This is a genomic window from Methanosarcina mazei S-6 (assembly GCF_000970205.1).
Classification (GTDB): domain Archaea; phylum Halobacteriota; class Methanosarcinia; order Methanosarcinales; family Methanosarcinaceae; genus Methanosarcina; species Methanosarcina mazei.
The window spans coordinates 1186491-1202771 of sequence record NZ_CP009512.1; the positions used below are offsets into that span (position 1 = coordinate 1186491).

Sequence of the window (16281 nt, forward strand, 5' to 3'; positions counted from 1 at the left end):
TCCTTCTTACGAGCTTAGAGGACCACCGAATCACGGGACAGGTCTCTGTAAATTGTATTTCCGGACTCTACCTGACAGTTTACCGCTATCATTACTCCGGCTTTAACAAGCACTCTGCCTCCTATGCGGTTGTCGTCCCCGAGTATAGTGCCGAGCTTTGGGGCTTTATGGACCTTGCAGTTTATGTTTATCTCAAGGTTTTCCTTTTCCTCTGCGGTAAAACCTGGGCCAAGTGTATTATTGCTTCCAATTATAGAATTTGAAATCTGTCCATGGGAAGAAATCCTGCAGTCATTCATTATGATGCTGTTCTGTATTTCGGTAAAGGACCTTATGGACACGTTGTCTCCTATAGTAGTGGAGGGCAAAATTACTACGTTAGGTCCTATATCACAGTTTTCCCCGATTACAACGGGACCTACAATATAGGTTCCGGAACGAATTATTGTGTTTTTCCCTATTGCGACATTTCCGCGGATTATTACTCCTTCTTCGAGCTCTCCTTCCTGCTTCAGGTTTTTGGAGGCATTTAATACGGTTGCATTCGCTTTCAGGAGGTCCCACGAGTGAACCGCGTCCAGCCATTTTGATTCTGTAGGGATTGAAGTAACCATTTTCCCCTCATCGATCATAAGCTGGAGAGTGTCGGTTATTGCATATTCTCCGTTTTCGGATATTGGGGTCTTTTCAATGGTTTCAAAGACCTGCGGCGTAAAAATATAAATTCCTGTATTTACAAGGCGGCTTAAGCCTCCGGGCCTTTTTTCCAGAATCTGGGTGACTTTCTTCTTTTCTTTCAATACCACTCCATAACCTGCCGTATCTTCCATTCTTACGGTTAAGAGGCTTGCATCACCTTCATAGTTATTAAGGAGGTCGGCGATGGTTTTAGGCTCTACAAGGTTGTCCCCGTTCAAAACAAGAAATTCGGAATCTTCGGGCCCTATCAGTTTTTTCGCCTGCTCAATTGCATGAGCTGTTCCAAGCTGGGCCTTTTGCTCCACATATGATATGTTTACCCCGAAATTAAGCCCGTCTTCAAAATAGTTCATGATGCGCTCTTTTTCATACCCGACAACCAGGATGATTTCTTTGATTTCGTTTTTTTCAAGCGAAGATATGACATGTTCCAGAATGGGCCTGTTAGCTACAGGAAGCATTACTTTGGAACGAGTAAGTGTAAGAGGCCTGCAGCGCAGTCCTTCCCCTGCTGCGAGGATAATAGCTTTCATAGAGTTAAAAAACATTTTTTAGAATTTATACATTCCCTTCAAAACCTGATGGATTAATATATAAAACTATATTTATACAAAAAGACTGTTTAAAGACATTGTATATAATATACAAATGAAAAGCGGTTAAACAAAAGGAGAAAAATATATATAAAAAGCAGTGATTTTCTCTTCTAAAATATAAAGTAAGTTTCTGCTGTTTTTTCGAACATGATTAGAATATTATCTGTATTTTTCAGCTTTTTTCACGCGGTTTTCAGGCCCATAAAGACAGTTTCTGTCCTGAGATAGCTTTAATGAACCGAATGAAGTGTCTGCTTTATATCAGGTAGTATAGGAAGGGCCAGAAACAGGTTAATATAATCCTTTACAACAGGTATATCATATATTTAAACGGTTTCCGTTTGCAGTACTTTATAAGTTTTTTGCTCATAAGAAGCTATAACTACCATCGACAGTAAATCTACAAATAAATCCGCTGATTTATTTAAAGGAAAATAGATACTGACCGGGAGTCGGATACTGAGGGGGGAATCAAATGAAATTTCGCTTTATTATAGTCCTGCTGCTTGCAGCCTCTCTTTTTTTCAGCGGCTGCGCGGAAAATAATCAAAATAGAGAGAATAATACGCAGCCTGCAGAAAAAGTTGTGATAGGAACAAAACTTTTCCAGGAATCCTATATTACTGCTCATATGGTTTCGCTTTTGCTCGAAGAGCAGGGGTATGATACTGAGGTCAAAGAGAACCTCGGAGGCACGCTTGTAAACTACGAGGCTTTGAAAAAAGGAGACATCCAGTCCTATATTGAATATACAGGGACAATTTACAGCCAGATCCTGAAAAAACCGCCTCTTGAGGAGTGGGACCCTGAAGTGGTATATGAAGAGTCAGAAAAGGGCATGCTTGAAAGCGATGGAGTAGTAATCGCATCAAGCCTGGGATTTGAAGATGCCTACGCTATAGCTGTTGACAGGGAATGGGCTGAAAACCAGGGAATAAACACGATAAGTGACCTTGAGCCCTATGCTTCGGAAATGTCGGTGGGCACTGACCCGGAGTTTGCCACAAGAGAAGACGGGCTTCCGCAGCTTGCCCGCGTTTACGGATTTTCATTCAAAAACTACAATTCAATGGCTCCGGGCATAATGTACGAAGCTATGGAGAACAATGAGGTTGATGCTATAAGCGCTTATACCACGGATACCCGAAACGACCTCTACGGCCTGAAAGTGCTTGAAGACGATAAGCACGCTCTTCCTCCTTACGATGCCGTTGTTCTTGTTACCGAGTCCTTTGCAGAGGATAATCCAGAAGCCATGGAGGCACTTTCACAGCTTAACGGCAGGATTGACCAGGACACCATGAGGCGCCTTAATGGAGAATATGACATTGAAGGCAGGTCTGCAAAAGATATTGCCAGGGATTACCTGATAGAAGAAGGCCTGATATCTTCCTGAACACCGCATGTTAAGGCTCTGCCCATGTCATTCACAAAACTTTTTGACCGGATAGATTCAGTCCGACTTGAGAATATTACAAAAAAATACGGGGAGCATTTTGCCGTAAAAAACCTGAACCTGGAAATCAAGGGAGGAGAACTCCTTATTCTTATAGGAAGGAGCGGTTCGGGGAAGACAACGGCTATAAGGACCATAAACCGCCTTATAGAGCCTGACTCCGGTGCAGTGTTTATAAATGGGATCGATACAAGAGAGTTTGACCCTGTCCGCCTGAGGCGGAATATCGGTTATGTGATCCAGAATATCGGGCTACTCCCTCACCTAAGGATCTCGGAAAATATCGGCTTGCTCCTTAAACTTGAAGGCTGGAAAGAAGAGAGGATCAGAAAAAGAGTGAGTGAACTGCTAAGCCTTGTTTCCCTTCCTCCTGAGAGTTTTATGGACCGCTACCCTCATGAACTGAGCGGAGGCCAGCAGCAGAGGGTCGGGCTTGCGAGAGCAATGGCTATGGACCCTCCTCTTTTTCTTATGGATGAACCTTTCGGCGCGCTTGATCCTCTCCTCAGGACTCAGCTTCAGGATGAGTTTTTCAGGATAAAAAAAGAGCTTGGGAGAACCATTGTTTTTGTCACGCACGATATTAACGAAGCATTCAGGCTTGGAGACAGGATTGCAATTATGAATAATACCGAGCTCGTTCAGGTCGGGACCCCCGAAGAATTGATTTTTTCGCCAGCCAGTGACCTTGTTGCTGAAATCGCGGACTCAAAAAGGAAGTACAGGCATATAGATGCACTGAAGGCCGGTGACATGATGCAGCCTATTAATAGAGAATTAACTCTGGACCCCGAAATGCCTGCAGAAACTGCCCTTGACCTTATAGTGAGGAACGGGCTTGAACTTGCTTTTGTCACGTCCCCGGAAATTTCTGGACGGATTGGTTTAAACGATGTCCTGAAAGCCAGATCTGAAGGGAGAGAACTTAAAGAAGCCATAAAGCCCCTCCCCCTTTTCTCCTCCGGGGCTCCGCTTCTCGAAGCCCTTACAGAGCTCAAATCCAGAGGAGAATCTATGGGGCTTGTAGTCGCAGATAACGAACCTGTCGGTGTCCTTTTTTCGGACCGGGTTCTCCAGAATCTTATTTGAGTTTACTTCGAGCCTTTTCAGTAGCGATCAAGGTGAAACACAGCAGCCTGCCAGAAACATGAGATACTTTCTCTATGAGGCTGGCTGGACGCCACTTCTTTATTTCCTGGCTTACCGCCTGAGCCCTTCCCCACAGTGATAGCAAAAATAATTACCCGCATACTGAAGAGATGATCCAGTTTAAAATCAAACCACGTGCAGAGGTACAGGAGCATATACCACTTGAGGTGATCGTATGATTATTGAAGGTCTTAACGATTTCACTGCAGAAATAATAAGAGTCTGGAACACTCAGATGCTCTCCCTCCGCACAGTTGAACATCTCTACATGTTTTTCTTTGCCCTCTTTTTTTCTATCCTTATTGGTGTAGTCACAGGAGTTCTTACCTACAGGAACCAGAAACTTGCAGGCCCCGTCCTTAACAGCCTGAACGTGGTAGAAACAGTCCCTGATGTGGCTCTGCTTGTCCTTCTGCTTCCCATATTCGGGATAGGTGCTGCACCGACAATAGTTGCTTCTATCCTCTATTCTATCCTCCCTATTGCCAGAGATACCTATACAGGCCTTTCAAACGTGCCCAGAGAATACATAGAAATTGCCGAAGCCCTGGGACTGACTCCCCGAGAAGTCCTTTTCAAAGTCCGTTTTCCCCTTTCCCTGCCTCTGATTGCCGGAGGCGTCAGGATTGCGGTCGTATTTACAATGGGGGTTGTAACCCTTGGAGGTCTGATTGCTGCAGGCGGGCTTGGGGCTGCCCTTCAGAACGGAATTCAACTGTATGATATGGGCACAATCCTTGTTACGGGTGCCTGGGTGGGGCTTCTTGCAGTGCTTCTGGACGGAATAGCAGGTATAATAGAAAAAATTCTTAAAGCGAGGTACGGGACATGGTCATAACTGCAGAAATTCTTGAGGCAACGCTTGAACACCTTTTCCTTGCTTATACGGCTCTTCTTGTCGGAGCCCTTGTGTCCGTTCCTCTGATATTCCTGTCCCTCTATAATGCAAAACTTGCTTCTCTCGTAATGAGGTTTTCCAACCTTGTTCAGGCAGTTCCCAGCTTTGCGGTCGTGGCTGTGGTTGTGCCTTTAATCGGGATTGGTTTTTTTCCAGCTGTTATAGCCATAATGTTAAGGGTATTGCTCCCCATAGTCAAAAATACATACATAGGCCTTTTCAACGTGGACCCTGCCCTGCTGGACTCCGCAAAAGGCATAGGGATGACCGATTTTCAGGTTCTCAGATATGTAAGGCTCCCAAATGCTTATCCAGCCATCTTTGCGGGCATAAAGTTTGCAGCTATCCTTGCCAACAGCATTGCGGTCCTTACAGCCCTTATAGGTGGTGGGGGCCTGGGGTCCATGATTTTCGAAGGACTTACAAACTTTAATACCAGCAAAATACTTGCAGGGACCTTCCCTGTCATACTCATAGCCCTTTTCCTTGACTTTTTCTTTTCAGCACTGGAAAAACGCTTAACTCCGGAATATCTTAAAAAATCAGGTTAAAATAAAAACCGGATGTTTTATGAATCCTTTCATAACAGGCTAAATTTATATCTCATTCTTTTAAAATGGAGTTCCGGGAAGAAACTTTTCGGGAGCTTCCAACAGTCGGGATCCGGACCTCTATGAAAAATCGTATGATTTAATATGCATAATCATCAGATATTTTATGTTTTTTTGGTGATATTCTCTGATATCCTTCCGTTTAATTTATCCCTGATGTTCCCCTAATCTTTTAGTGAGTAATACATCTTTGCAGGGAGTCTCATGCTTGATCCTATACTCTTACTTGGGCTTGTAGTTTCTGTGCTCGTTATGTCTCTTGCCGCAAGGGCACTCAGTTACTATTTTCGGCTCCCTTTTATCATTTTTCTGCTGATCGAAGGAATTATTGCCGGGCCCGAAGTCCTCAATCTGCTTGACCCTTCACTCTATATCGAAGGGCTGAGCGCCATTGTGGCAATCTCAATATCCGTGATTGTTTTTGATGGAGGGCTCCATATTGACCTTAAGCATATAAGGATGGTTCAGGAAAGTGTCCTCAAACTGACAACAATAGGGGTCCTTGTGACCTTTCTGGGGACCACAGCCCTGACCAGTATTCTGATAGATATCCCTCTTGAAATTGCAGCCCTATTCGGAGCCCTCGTCACTGCAACAGGACCCACAGTGATAACTCCTATTGTCAGAAATATCCAGATTAGCCACAGGCTTGGTAAAATTCTTGAACTTGAGGGGGTGCTGAATGATGCTGCAAGTGTAATCCTTGCTGCCATGGTCTTTGAATGGGTTGCAGCAGAACTTTCCGGGACTGATGCTGTAATCTTTATTTTTTACAGGTTAGGGATAGGAATTGCGCTGGGGTCTTTGAGCGGGTTTGCCCTCAGATGGTTCTTCACCCGGAAGATAGCGTTCAGCAAGCAGACTGTAAGGCTGGTTTCCCTGACTGCGGTATTTGCCTGTTTCGTCCTTTCAGAATGCCTGGGTAATGAGTCCGGAATTCTGGCGGTAGCTATCTTCGGGATCATACTTGGGACTTCGGAGTTCCCTTACAAGGAGACTATCAAGGAGTTCAAAGGCGATATTGTTACTGTGATGCTCTCCCTTATTTTTATCCTGCTTGCGGCAATGCTTGAATTTGAAGATATCCAGAGAATAGGGGTAAGCGGGATAGTCCTTGTATTGCTTCTCGTATTTGTTATCCGCCCTATGGCGGTTTTCATCTCCATGTGGAACTCTCAGGTCCGCACAAACGAGAAACTTTTTCTGTCCTTTATCGGGCCCAGGGGTGTTGTCCCGACTTCGGTTGCGACTTATTTTGCAATCAAACTTGATTCTATGGGAATTCTGGGTGGGCAGAGCCTTGTAGGGCTTGTTTTTCTTACGGTTATTATTACGGTCTTTTTGAGTGGAAGCCTATCAAAAAAAGTGGCAGAAATGCTGGAGGTAATCCCTATGGAAATTCTTATAATTGGTGGAGGAAAGGTAGGCAGAATCCTTGCCGAACGTTTTGACAGAAGAGGAGAAAATGTAATTGTCGTGGATATTTCAGAGAGCAACTGCAAGAAATGTATGGAACTCGGGATCCGGATAATCCAGGGTGATGCAGGAGATGTAAATGTCATGAAAAAGGCAGGAATAGAGAATGCCAAATATGTGGTTGCAACAACCAATAAAGATGATACCAACCTTCTCTTCTGCCAGATTGCTAAAACCTGTTTCGGATTCAGGGGTGATCAGCTGGTAGCCAGGGTAAATGAGATCGAAAACCTTCAGGCTTTCTGGAATCTGGGAATACGCGCCATTAGCCCTTCAATGACCACTGCAGTGATGCTTGAAAATATGATCGGAAGGCCTCATCTGTTTTCTATGTGCGAAGTAGGAGGCGAAGGGGAAATGATGGAAGTCAAGGTCACAAATCCCAGGGTGGTCGGAAGAGCCATCAAGGATATCCAGTTTCCTGAAAAAAGTCTCCTGGTTATGGTTCAGCGGGGGAGTGATTCTATTATTGCTCACGGAAGCCTTGTGCTTGAATATGAAGATATAGTAACCATCATTGGGGAAGGAGATGCAGCCAAGCAGACTGCCAGCATACTTTATAAGTAATTTCAATTAATATGTGAGATCTCCTCTGCCGGGAAAACTGTAAAACAAAACAAAATCTGTAAAACAAAACTAAATCTGTAAATCCGGCATAAAATTGTAAAACAAACATGAAACTATGGAACAAACATAAAACATTCAATTTTTAAAGTCCGGACTTGAACTTTAATATAATATTTTAATATATTTTTAGCTCCTGGGAGGCGCCTAACATCCCAAACTTTATTAATATGAAAGCACAATCTATTCTAAAGTTGCTAAAAAATTTCTATTAAGCGACTGGTTTCACTAATAATATTAATTACAATATGAAATATTTATTACCAGAAAGTGCCTTGTGGATAGGTCACTGGATAGTTACTGGCAATCTAAATAAGATATAAAAATCGATGTACCGGAAGAATTGCTCTACCGCTATAATGACTATCCGGTTGCCTGAATTATTAATAAAATACATATTTGAGGATTTGAGGCTAATTTCGGAGCAGAGGTTGGGAAAGGAAAATTGAGGCTCCTGGAGAACGGGACTGCCTTGAATGAGGCAAACTCAGTTCTCAAAACCGGGTTGAGACTATGGAACAGGCGTCTTTTCAGGTTGCAGTTCATTGTTACAATTTTTAAGGGACGACTTTGCTCCATATCATACGAATACTTTCACCCCGCATCACTCAACTTTATATCCTCTGCTGCAGTAATTTAGAGTGCCTCACAATAAAATTATGATAACCATGAGGCTTGCGGAGAATGAAATATGAAACAAACTGCAGAATCCATTAGAGACCGGTTTATGAAACTCGGCATCGATGTTCCTGTTGAGGACATCGAAAGCAGACTCGACGAGCTGATTAAGAAGTTCAAGGTACCTTCTAACGAAGCGCAGCGCAGCGTAACAAACTACTTTTTGAAGAAATACTCCATTCCTAAAAATGAGTTTTATGTCAGGCAGGCTGAACCCCAGCTCACCAAAATTGTGGACATTGTAGAGAACGGGCAGTGGGCAAACCTTAAAGCAAAGGTTATTCAGCTGTGGGAAAACACTCATGAATCCATTTCTCAGGTCGGGCTTCTTGGGGATGAGACAGGAATCATAAAGTTTACCATCTGGAAAAATGCCGAACTTCCCCTTCTTGAACAGGGGGAAAGCTACCTTCTAAGAAGCATAGTTGTCGGGGAATACAATGACAGGTTCCAGGTCCAGGTTAACAAGAACAGTTCCATAGAGAAGCTCTCCGAGCCCGTTGAAGTTGGAGGCGGCGATTTCACTCCAGCAGCAAGGGAAGCTGAGCTGAGAAATATTGCTGACCTTACAGGAAACCAGTGGGCAACAGTAAGAGGGAAAGTTATCCAGCTCTGGGAGAACTCCCACGAATCTATAGAACAGGCAGGGCTTATAGGGGATGAGACCGGAGTCATCAAATTTACTAACTGGGCAAGTTCCGAGCTTCCGGATATGGAAGAGGGCAGGAGCTACCTGCTGAAGAATGTTGTTGTTAACGAATGGAACGGCAAGGCTCAGGTCCAGCTTAACAGGTCAAGTTCCATAGAAGAGCTCGACGAAGATATTGAAGTAAGGACCTCCATGTCTTCCTATTTCGGGGCAATGGTGGATATACAGACCGGTTCCGGGCTCATAAAACGCTGCCCTGAATGTAAAAGGGCTCTTGTTAAAGGGGCATGTGCAGAACACGGTAAAGTTAAAGGGGAATATGACCTCAGGATAAAAGCGGTCCTCGATTCCGGGACTTCCACTCAGGACGCCCTTATCAACAGGGAACTTACGGAAGAGCTTTCAGGCATCTCTCTTGACAGCGCCATTGCAATGGCTGCAGACGCTCTTGATCCGGGAGTCGTACTGGACAAGCTCAAACACGAGCTTGTCGGCAGGTATTATACCATCACCGGTCACAAGCTTGACCGCTATATCCTTGTAGAATCGATTACTCCACGGACTTCCCTTGACAGGGAGCTCCTTGACCAGATGCTTGCTGAACCGATTGCTCAGCCGGAGGTGGAGTAAATGGCAGGCTTCTTCAGAGAAGCGGCTCGCAGGGTTTTTGCCCGGGAGCTGAAAGACTCGAACCTCACCTCAAAGGATGAAAGCGACCAGTATGCCCCTCAATATCTCCTTACCCCCACAGGGGCGAAAGTGAACCGCATCTTTATTGTGGGCACACTCATTGAAAAAGAAGACATCGGGACCGACTCCGAATACTGGAGGGGCAGGGTTTCCGACCCAACAGGTTCCTTCCTTATTTATGCAGGACAGTACCAGCCAGAAGCCGCTCAGTTCCTTGCAGAATGCGAACTTCCGGCTTTTGTTGCCGTAATCGGCAAGACCAGTACCTATACCACGGACGACGGAAATGTCCTGACCTCAATCCGCCCTGAGTCTATCCAGCAGGTAGACGAGCTGACGAGGAATCTCTGGGTACTTGATACTGCAAAGCAAACCCTTGAAAGGATAAGAGCTGTTGAGGCACAGGAAGACCCCAACGCAAGGCTTGCAAAAGAGCACTATTCCATTGATACTGAAATTTACCGCGAAATGGTGAAAAAAGCTCTGGAATCACTTCAAGATAATACCTGAAAACAGTAAAGCCTTAACTGAATAAAAATTATATTAAACAGTGGGAAATTCAGGGAATTTTTATCCTGAATTTTTTTACTTTTTATAAAGAAACTTTCTTTTATTGCCTATCTTTTTACCTGTTTTTCTTATTCCTTTCCGGATTTCTTTCCAGATAGTTTCCCAAAATTAATATCTTGAAGGAATTACTTCTTTTTTTACGGGATTAGAAAAGTAAAAGGCAAAATCTTGATAAATAAACGAAGCAGATATAAAATAAGTATTGTGTGCTTGAATTAGAACCTGTGCTAAAATTTATCAGTCAATCAATAAAATGAGATGATCCTGTGAAAACCTATCTTGTGGTCTGGTTTAGTAGCGAGGGAGTCCGTCCGTCTGAGGTCAACCAGAGGCTGCTGTCCCTGGGCTTTGAGCCCATGCAGGGCAGCTATGATTTTGTATATAACTGGAACAGCAATGTTGGTGTTGAAAAGATTCTCGAGTTTGGGGACAAAGTTTATCTGAGCCTTCAGGGCACCGGTGTAATGTTCAAACTGGAGACTATGTAAATTTTTGGTTTACTGAATAAGCAGTTCCAGAGACCTCACCTAGCGAGGCATGTGCCTAGTTCCGGCATTTAAGATTCCTTCAGTTTCCCGGAATCTGGCATTTAAGACCCCCTCGAGTTTTAAATTTCCACCCCCATTTTTACTCTCACTTTTATTTATGACCCTCTTCTTCTTTTTGCCTTTTCAGAGCATCCCGGAACTTTATATATCCGCAGCTGTCTCCTTCCAGGGTAATTATCCTTCCTTCTATGCTCCCTTTTTCGATTATGAGTTCTACAACACCTGGGTTTGACATCCTGGGCTTTGTAGGAGAACCCGGGCATACAAGCATTACATCCTTCCTTTCAATGATAGGGCGGTGAAGGTGCCCGAAAATCAGGACATCGACTTCCATTTCTTTTGCCAGGTAGCCCTGTGCGGTCGTGTCCATCACTGAGAGCCCTGCCTCATGGACCACTCCTATCCTTACCCCTTCAACCTCAAATTTCAGCCTTTCGGGAAGGAGCTTCCTGAGTTCGGGGCTGTCATCGTTTCCGGAAACGGCTTTCAGCTTGCCGCTGGCATTAAAAGCCCGGTATGCTTCTACAGTGCTAAAATCCCCTGCATGGACAATAAGGTCGCAGTCTTCGAGAAGGGTTTGAAGCTGTCCAGGGATCTCTCCTGTCTTGAGATGGGTATCGGAAAGTATAATCAGTTTCATGGAAAACCTCCGCTATAAGTAAAATATACCATTTTAAGATAAAAATGTACAGCGTAAACTTCGGGAAGCCTTGGAATCAGGCTTAAATCCGGAATTCATACTTGAATCCGAAATCATACCGGGACCTGTAATCCATACTTGAATCCGAAATTATACCAGGACCTGTAATTCATACTGGAACCTGCAATTTAATTTACATTAAAAAAGTAAGTTTCGAGTTCCGGATGCATGGAACCCAAAATTAAATATAAAACGTTAAAAAGACTCTTATTCGACTGTCAGGTCAACGAGTTCATACTCGAGGTTTTCGGTTTCCAGCCTGTTAAGAAGAGCAGAGACCTGTTCGTCCACAGAAACCACAAGGGATGAAAGCCCGTGATATGCAGCCTCAATAACGGATTCGTTTGTCCCGAACATTACATTCGGGCTTATGCCTATCTTGCGGAGTGCGATTAAAGACTCAACGCCTATTGCTGCTATATAGGGTTTTGCGTCTGCCAGCATCTTCAGGCGCTCGAGGTCAACTTTTCTTGACCCTCCGCGCTCAACCCTCGGAACCTTGCAGATCGTGATGGTTGCATTTTCCAGGTCTATAAGGCCCTTGAGGCTGGTTACTCCTACATCTTCTCCTTCAGCGGCGTCGGATATAATGGCGCCTGATGCGCCTGTTACTTCCCTGCTGCTTACATAGAGGAGTCCGTGATCCATTTTCAGGTAGACCTGCTGGCCCTCTTTGACCTCCTCTCTTGTAATGGCTGTCCAGGTAGAGACATGGCTGATTATATCCTCCATGACAAAGCGGGCATACTGCTTCATTTCGGTTGCATTCTCAAGAACCCACTCTACGCCTTCTTTCGTTATCCTGTACCGGACACGGCCCTCGGTGACGATCAGCCCGTCATTCACAAGCTCCTTAATGTATTCGGAAACTGCCTGGGGGGTTATTCCTATTTTTGCGGCAATTTCTTTCTGCCTTACATTGGGCTGGTGGGCTGCAATCTCAATGAGGACCTGAAATTTGGTGACTCCGCTCTTGGTCTGGAGGATTTTAATCATCAATCGTAATTCTCCTCTACATCTTCAATTAATTTTAATCTCTGCCCCATTACTGAAAGCCTTTCGGACCTGCGGGCAACAGCACAGATATAGAACGGATTCCTATTAAGAGTCCTTGTGAGGTTGCTCATCGAGGTATTGCCTTCTTCTACCAGTCTTTCAAGTTCCTCCATAGCGTCCTTAACCTCTTCATAAGGCTTGAAGGTCAGCATAATAATGTCGCTGAGGTCTTCAAAAGAACACTGGAAGTTCACCTGGACCTTTGAATAAGAACTGTGGTATTCTTTCGAGGGTTTTTGCCCTGCTTCGGGAACTCTCCACTGGCTTTCAAGGAGCCCGGCTTTTTTCAGAATATGAAGGCTTTTTGATGAGTCTGTGCCTATAAACTCATCGATTTCCGCTCTGGTCATCCATTTGTTAGAAAGTGCGTCGAATATTTTTTTATGGGTTCTGGATCCAAAAGTCCTGAGTAATGGTACTAAATAGGAAGGATCGTTAATTATTCGAGTTCGTTTACCCATTTATGTCCTCTCCTTCTCGCCTTATCTTATCAGTTTCAAATATAATAAAGATTTGTAATGTAATTATTCGTTATAAGCAATCTCAAGCCCTTCGGGCCCGTCCCAGGAAAAGACAGGGGCAGTGCGTTTAACTCCGCGCGTCTTTTCATGCAAAGCATGGGCAACAATAGGAAGGGCAATGGTGGCATCCACGAAAACCTGCACTTTTTTTGCCTGAGCTGCAACCTTGCCCCAGGAAACCGCTTCGTCAAAAGTGCAGCCTGAGAGCCCACCCCAGTGAGGAGAGTCCGAGGTATACTGGATAGCATATTCATGCCCCGGAACGTCCATTCCCAGAATAGAAGCTATCACTTCGGTCTGCTGGATAAAATTCTTCGGGACTCCTCCTCCTACATAGACCACACCCGTATGCCCTGACTTTTCAACGATCTGTGTGATTTCGTCAACGTCTTTTATCTGGTCTATTTCAAGTTTGAGCCCTCTTCTCCTTGCAATGGTAAGCCCTATACCTATGGAACTGTCCGATAGGGCGGGCACGAATATGGGGACGTTATGCCTGTATGCACTTACTACTATCGAATCCTCGGCAGCTCCTCTCCTTACGAGCTCCTTCCCAAGAAGGTACATAAACTCTCTTGAAGAACAGCTTATCTCTCCGATTTCCTCTGCAAAATCCGCAATCAGGTTGTCTGCGTTCCTGAACTCTTCTTCAACTGCAAAGACGTCATAAATCCTGTCCACACCGTGTTCAAAGAGTTTTTCATCATTGGCAAGATGAGAGCCCACATAATGTTTTCTCCCGAGGGCTTCGTGAGAATCATGGAAGAGGTTTGCTCCTGTGCTTACAAGGCAGTCGATCATTCTTTCCCGGATAAGGTAAGAAATAACCCTGCGCATGCCGGCAGGAACCATGGCTCCGGACAGGCCCATGAGTACGGTAGTGTCCTTTTCTTTGAGCATGTTGCTCCATGCCTGAACCGATTCCGCAAGCTTTCTGCCCTGAAAACCTGTCCTGAGCATTCCGTCCATTAATTCGCTTACAGACCTGTCCTTTACATCAATCGGAATTGTCGGGGTGTTAGTAAATACATTGTGATGCATACCATTCTCCATATAAATATAACAGATTGCGATATGTTTTGCCTGTAGCCCTTACTGCCTTCCCGCAGGTACCTGGCAATATACGGTAAGAGGCGCAAACAGCGTTAAGGGATTATATATTTTTTATTAAATATCAATATATGCAGACCCTCTTGCCTGCCGGCTTTTCACAGAGAGCGGCTACTCCCGGATAAGCTTTATTTTCTGTGTTTAAAAGTCATAAGTTAAATGAAATGCGTATAATGAATGATAATGATTACTGGGGACTCCTATGATAGTCGTATACCAGATAATGGTCAGGTAATCTGTAAAGGGACATCAATAGCAGACTTATCGCAAACAAACAATATACTGTAAACAACCAGTGTAACCAGTACTGTTATAATGTATATGAAATAGCAGTATTACCGTTTGTACAGGATATCCTGTTATTTAAATAACAAAAACTGCTGCGGATATTACAGTCATCCAGTCGCCGCTATCTTTTACTGTTGACGATCTGGGGATGCTGAATGTTTTAAGAGGCTCTTCTTTTGTCCAGGTGCTGTACATGCTTTCTGCAAGTTTTACTGCGTGTGCACCTGCGTCCTGCGCGCTTTCTTCATAAGCGTGGTATTCGGAGATATAACCATGTTTGCTGATATCCACTGGAAGAGCACAGCCCACTGAACTTGTTAACGTTTTTCCGGGATCATTCGAAGAGATTCTGGACATTACACAGAAAACTATCTCTCCGGGGCTGAGTTCTTTCAGACCTTCCTCCTTTGTTACAATTTCACATCTCGGAGGCAGGATAGAACTCACAGTTACAAGGTTAAATTTTTCAATACATGCGTCCCGAAGGGCAGCCTCAAATGATTCAAGTTTTTCGGGATGTGTACCGGCACCACTTGTAAAGAACACTTTTTTTGGAATTAACTTTGTAATCATCTTTGCATCCTTAAAATATCCTCAGTTTAAGCCTAAACCAGATAGCAATTATCATTTTTAAGCGTTGCCCTTCAATTTAGCTGAAAAAAGCTCTTTTTCTGTTTTCCTGGTCCCCGCCGGACTTTAAAATTATATATCTTTATTTTAATTTTAATTTTCTTTTCAGGTAATCTTTACGTTGATTTTTTCTAATCTTCAGTCCTTTTCTTTTGATAGAAGAAGCTTAAAATCTCCAGGTTTTCAGCCTGGTGGCAGTTCACTTTTTCTGCTAAAGGAATATTCTCTAATATTAGCCTGATATTCTCTAATATTAGCCTGATACTTTCAAGCTTTATTTGTTTTTTACTTTCTTACTAATTTCTTTTTATTTTCACATCTTTTGTTAAGATTATTTCTTTTTATGAGCTTTCTGCAAAATCTCTCATAAGCTTTATATTGTGCAGGATAATTACATCGTGTGTTACTCCCTGCAATTTTCCTGTCCGCAGCTTTCTTATCCGGGAAAATTTTATTTTCCCGGAAGCTTCCGGAGTGCGGGTCTGATTACCCGGTTATTGTAGCAGGAGATTGTGTTTTTTCCGGCCCCGGGCCTGAAGACAACTACCATTAAATAACCTTCATCTTGATATAAAGGCAGAGAAAATGGCAGAGAAACTCAACCTTAAAGTTATGGAACTGCTCAATGGCAGGCGGCTCTCAATAAGTGGGCTCACGCGGGAACTGAAAGCTGAGGGAATAGAAGAACACAGGCTGGTTCTCACGGGCTACCTCAGGGCACTCAGAGATCTTGAATTACTGGACGAAGTTGAGGTCCCCCCTTCGAAAATTTATACTCTGCCTGAAAAAAACAAAGATCTTTTGCCGGATAAAGGCAGGGAAGTAAGGCCTGCGGACCCTTCTGATCCAGAAGACATTTATCTCATTTTCAGGAACCAGCTCCTTAAAATTGACCTTGACTTCAGGATTCCTGTCGGAGTGTATGTAATTTCCCGGCTTTTCGAGAGGCCCTGTTTCCGCAGAGAGTTAAAACTTGTAGGAATTACCCAGAAGCACCTTGACCGGTACATGGAAAAACCCGGAATTGTTTGTGAAGCCTCTGACTCGCACCTGAAAAAAGCCAGAGCCGATATCACAAAAATTGAGATACCTCCTGATGACCCTGCATATGAAATACGCGAAAACAGGGAAGAGGTAACAAAGCTTGCAAATGAAGTGCTTGCAGGCATGATAAAACACAGGATAGACCTTGAAGGGCTCGTAGCAAAAAGTAAGCAAACTACCCTGCTGCCCTGAAAGCCTTTATGCAGATTCTTTGCAGGTCCCGAACCCTGAAACCTTTTACCTGTCCGAACCAGGAACGATCTTTAATCAAACCTCATGGTCATAAAT

The 16281-nt window shown here is 44.0% G+C and carries 17 protein-coding genes; 10 read left to right on the forward strand and 7 right to left on the reverse strand.

Features of this window, described 5'->3' with window-relative positions:
• Positions 1 to 14: 14 nt before the first annotated feature.
• On the reverse strand, positions 15 to 1232 hold the full coding sequence (gene glmU, locus MSMAS_RS05290; RefSeq protein WP_048038047.1) for a bifunctional sugar-1-phosphate nucleotidylyltransferase/acetyltransferase: 1218 nt from the start codon (positions 1230 to 1232) through the stop codon (positions 15 to 17).
• A 538-nt stretch (positions 1233 to 1770) separates the two neighbouring features.
• On the opposite strand from glmU, the gene MSMAS_RS05295 reads away from it, so the two are divergent.
• Both MSMAS_RS05295 and MSMAS_RS05300 read left to right on the forward strand, forming a co-directional pair.
• Complete coding sequence (locus tag MSMAS_RS05295; protein ID WP_011032252.1) at positions 1771 to 2691, forward strand: glycine betaine ABC transporter substrate-binding protein; 921 nt, start codon at positions 1771 to 1773, stop codon at positions 2689 to 2691.
• Between the two features lie 24 nt (positions 2692 to 2715).
• Positions 2716 to 3840, forward strand: a complete 1125-nt coding sequence (locus MSMAS_RS05300; protein WP_011032251.1) for an ABC transporter ATP-binding protein — start codon at positions 2716 to 2718, stop codon at positions 3838 to 3840.
• A 17-nt stretch (positions 3841 to 3857) separates the two neighbouring features.
• Here the strand turns inward: MSMAS_RS05300 and MSMAS_RS05305 are convergent, their stop codons facing one another.
• Positions 3858 to 4001 (reverse strand): hypothetical protein, encoded by a 144-nt coding sequence (locus MSMAS_RS05305; protein WP_155395337.1) that lies wholly within the window; start codon positions 3999 to 4001, stop codon positions 3858 to 3860.
• Between the two features lie 74 nt (positions 4002 to 4075).
• On the opposite strand from MSMAS_RS05305, the gene MSMAS_RS05310 reads away from it, so the two are divergent.
• The 6 genes from MSMAS_RS05310 (at position 4076) to MSMAS_RS05335 (ending at position 10584) form a co-directional block, all read left to right on the forward strand.
• The gene (locus tag MSMAS_RS05310; RefSeq protein WP_011032250.1) at positions 4076 to 4738 is read left to right on the forward strand and encodes an ABC transporter permease; all 663 of its coding nucleotides are present in this window, start codon (positions 4076 to 4078) and stop codon (positions 4736 to 4738) included.
• Positions 4729 to 5349: an ABC transporter permease gene (locus tag MSMAS_RS05315; protein WP_048046354.1), complete on the forward strand. Its 621-nt coding sequence runs from the start codon at positions 4729 to 4731 to the stop codon at positions 5347 to 5349. Before MSMAS_RS05310 ends, MSMAS_RS05315 begins: the two co-directional genes overlap by 10 nt.
• Before the next feature lie 264 nt (positions 5350 to 5613).
• Entirely contained in the window at positions 5614 to 7452 is a 1839-nt protein-coding gene (locus MSMAS_RS05320; RefSeq protein ID WP_015411002.1) for a cation:proton antiporter domain-containing protein, read from the forward strand.
• 748 nt (positions 7453 to 8200) lie between these two features.
• The gene (locus MSMAS_RS05325) at positions 8201 to 9466 is read left to right on the forward strand and encodes a replication protein A (RefSeq protein ID WP_015411001.1); all 1266 of its coding nucleotides are present in this window, start codon (positions 8201 to 8203) and stop codon (positions 9464 to 9466) included.
• On the forward strand, positions 9467 to 10036 hold the full coding sequence (locus MSMAS_RS05330; RefSeq protein WP_011032246.1) for an RPA family protein: 570 nt from the start codon (positions 9467 to 9469) through the stop codon (positions 10034 to 10036).
• A 326-nt stretch (positions 10037 to 10362) separates the two neighbouring features.
• On the forward strand, positions 10363 to 10584 hold the full coding sequence (locus MSMAS_RS05335; RefSeq protein ID WP_011032245.1) for a hypothetical protein: 222 nt from the start codon (positions 10363 to 10365) through the stop codon (positions 10582 to 10584).
• A gap of 151 nt (positions 10585 to 10735) precedes the next feature.
• On the opposite strand, the gene MSMAS_RS05340 is transcribed toward MSMAS_RS05335, so the two are convergent.
• The 5 genes from MSMAS_RS05340 to MSMAS_RS05360 all read right to left on the reverse strand — a co-directional run bounded on the left by MSMAS_RS05340 (position 10736) and on the right by MSMAS_RS05360 (position 14892).
• A complete protein-coding gene (locus MSMAS_RS05340; protein WP_011032244.1) occupies positions 10736 to 11284 on the reverse strand; it encodes a metallophosphoesterase in 549 nt (182 codons plus the stop codon).
• Positions 11285 to 11551: 267 nt separating this feature from the next.
• Positions 11552 to 12340, reverse strand: a complete 789-nt coding sequence (locus MSMAS_RS05345; RefSeq protein WP_011032243.1) for a DUF7839 domain-containing protein — start codon at positions 12338 to 12340, stop codon at positions 11552 to 11554.
• Positions 12340 to 12861: an ArsR family transcriptional regulator gene (locus MSMAS_RS05350; protein WP_011032242.1), complete on the reverse strand. Its 522-nt coding sequence runs from the start codon at positions 12859 to 12861 to the stop codon at positions 12340 to 12342. Before MSMAS_RS05350 ends, MSMAS_RS05345 begins: the two co-directional genes overlap by 1 nt.
• Before the next feature lie 63 nt (positions 12862 to 12924).
• The gene (locus tag MSMAS_RS05355; RefSeq protein WP_015410997.1) at positions 12925 to 13962 is read right to left on the reverse strand and encodes a deoxyhypusine synthase; all 1038 of its coding nucleotides are present in this window, start codon (positions 13960 to 13962) and stop codon (positions 12925 to 12927) included.
• A 432-nt stretch (positions 13963 to 14394) separates the two neighbouring features.
• The gene (locus MSMAS_RS05360; RefSeq protein WP_011032240.1) at positions 14395 to 14892 is read right to left on the reverse strand and encodes a pyruvoyl-dependent arginine decarboxylase; all 498 of its coding nucleotides are present in this window, start codon (positions 14890 to 14892) and stop codon (positions 14395 to 14397) included.
• 457 nt (positions 14893 to 15349) lie between these two features.
• On the opposite strand from MSMAS_RS05360, the gene MSMAS_RS18655 reads away from it, so the two are divergent.
• Positions 15350 to 15502, forward strand: coding sequence for a hypothetical protein (locus MSMAS_RS18655; RefSeq protein ID WP_155395338.1), 153 nt, complete (start codon positions 15350 to 15352; stop codon positions 15500 to 15502).
• Between the two features lie 32 nt (positions 15503 to 15534).
• Positions 15535 to 16185, forward strand: a complete 651-nt coding sequence (locus MSMAS_RS05365) for a hypothetical protein (protein ID WP_011032239.1) — start codon at positions 15535 to 15537, stop codon at positions 16183 to 16185.
• Positions 16186 to 16281 lie beyond the last annotated feature (96 nt).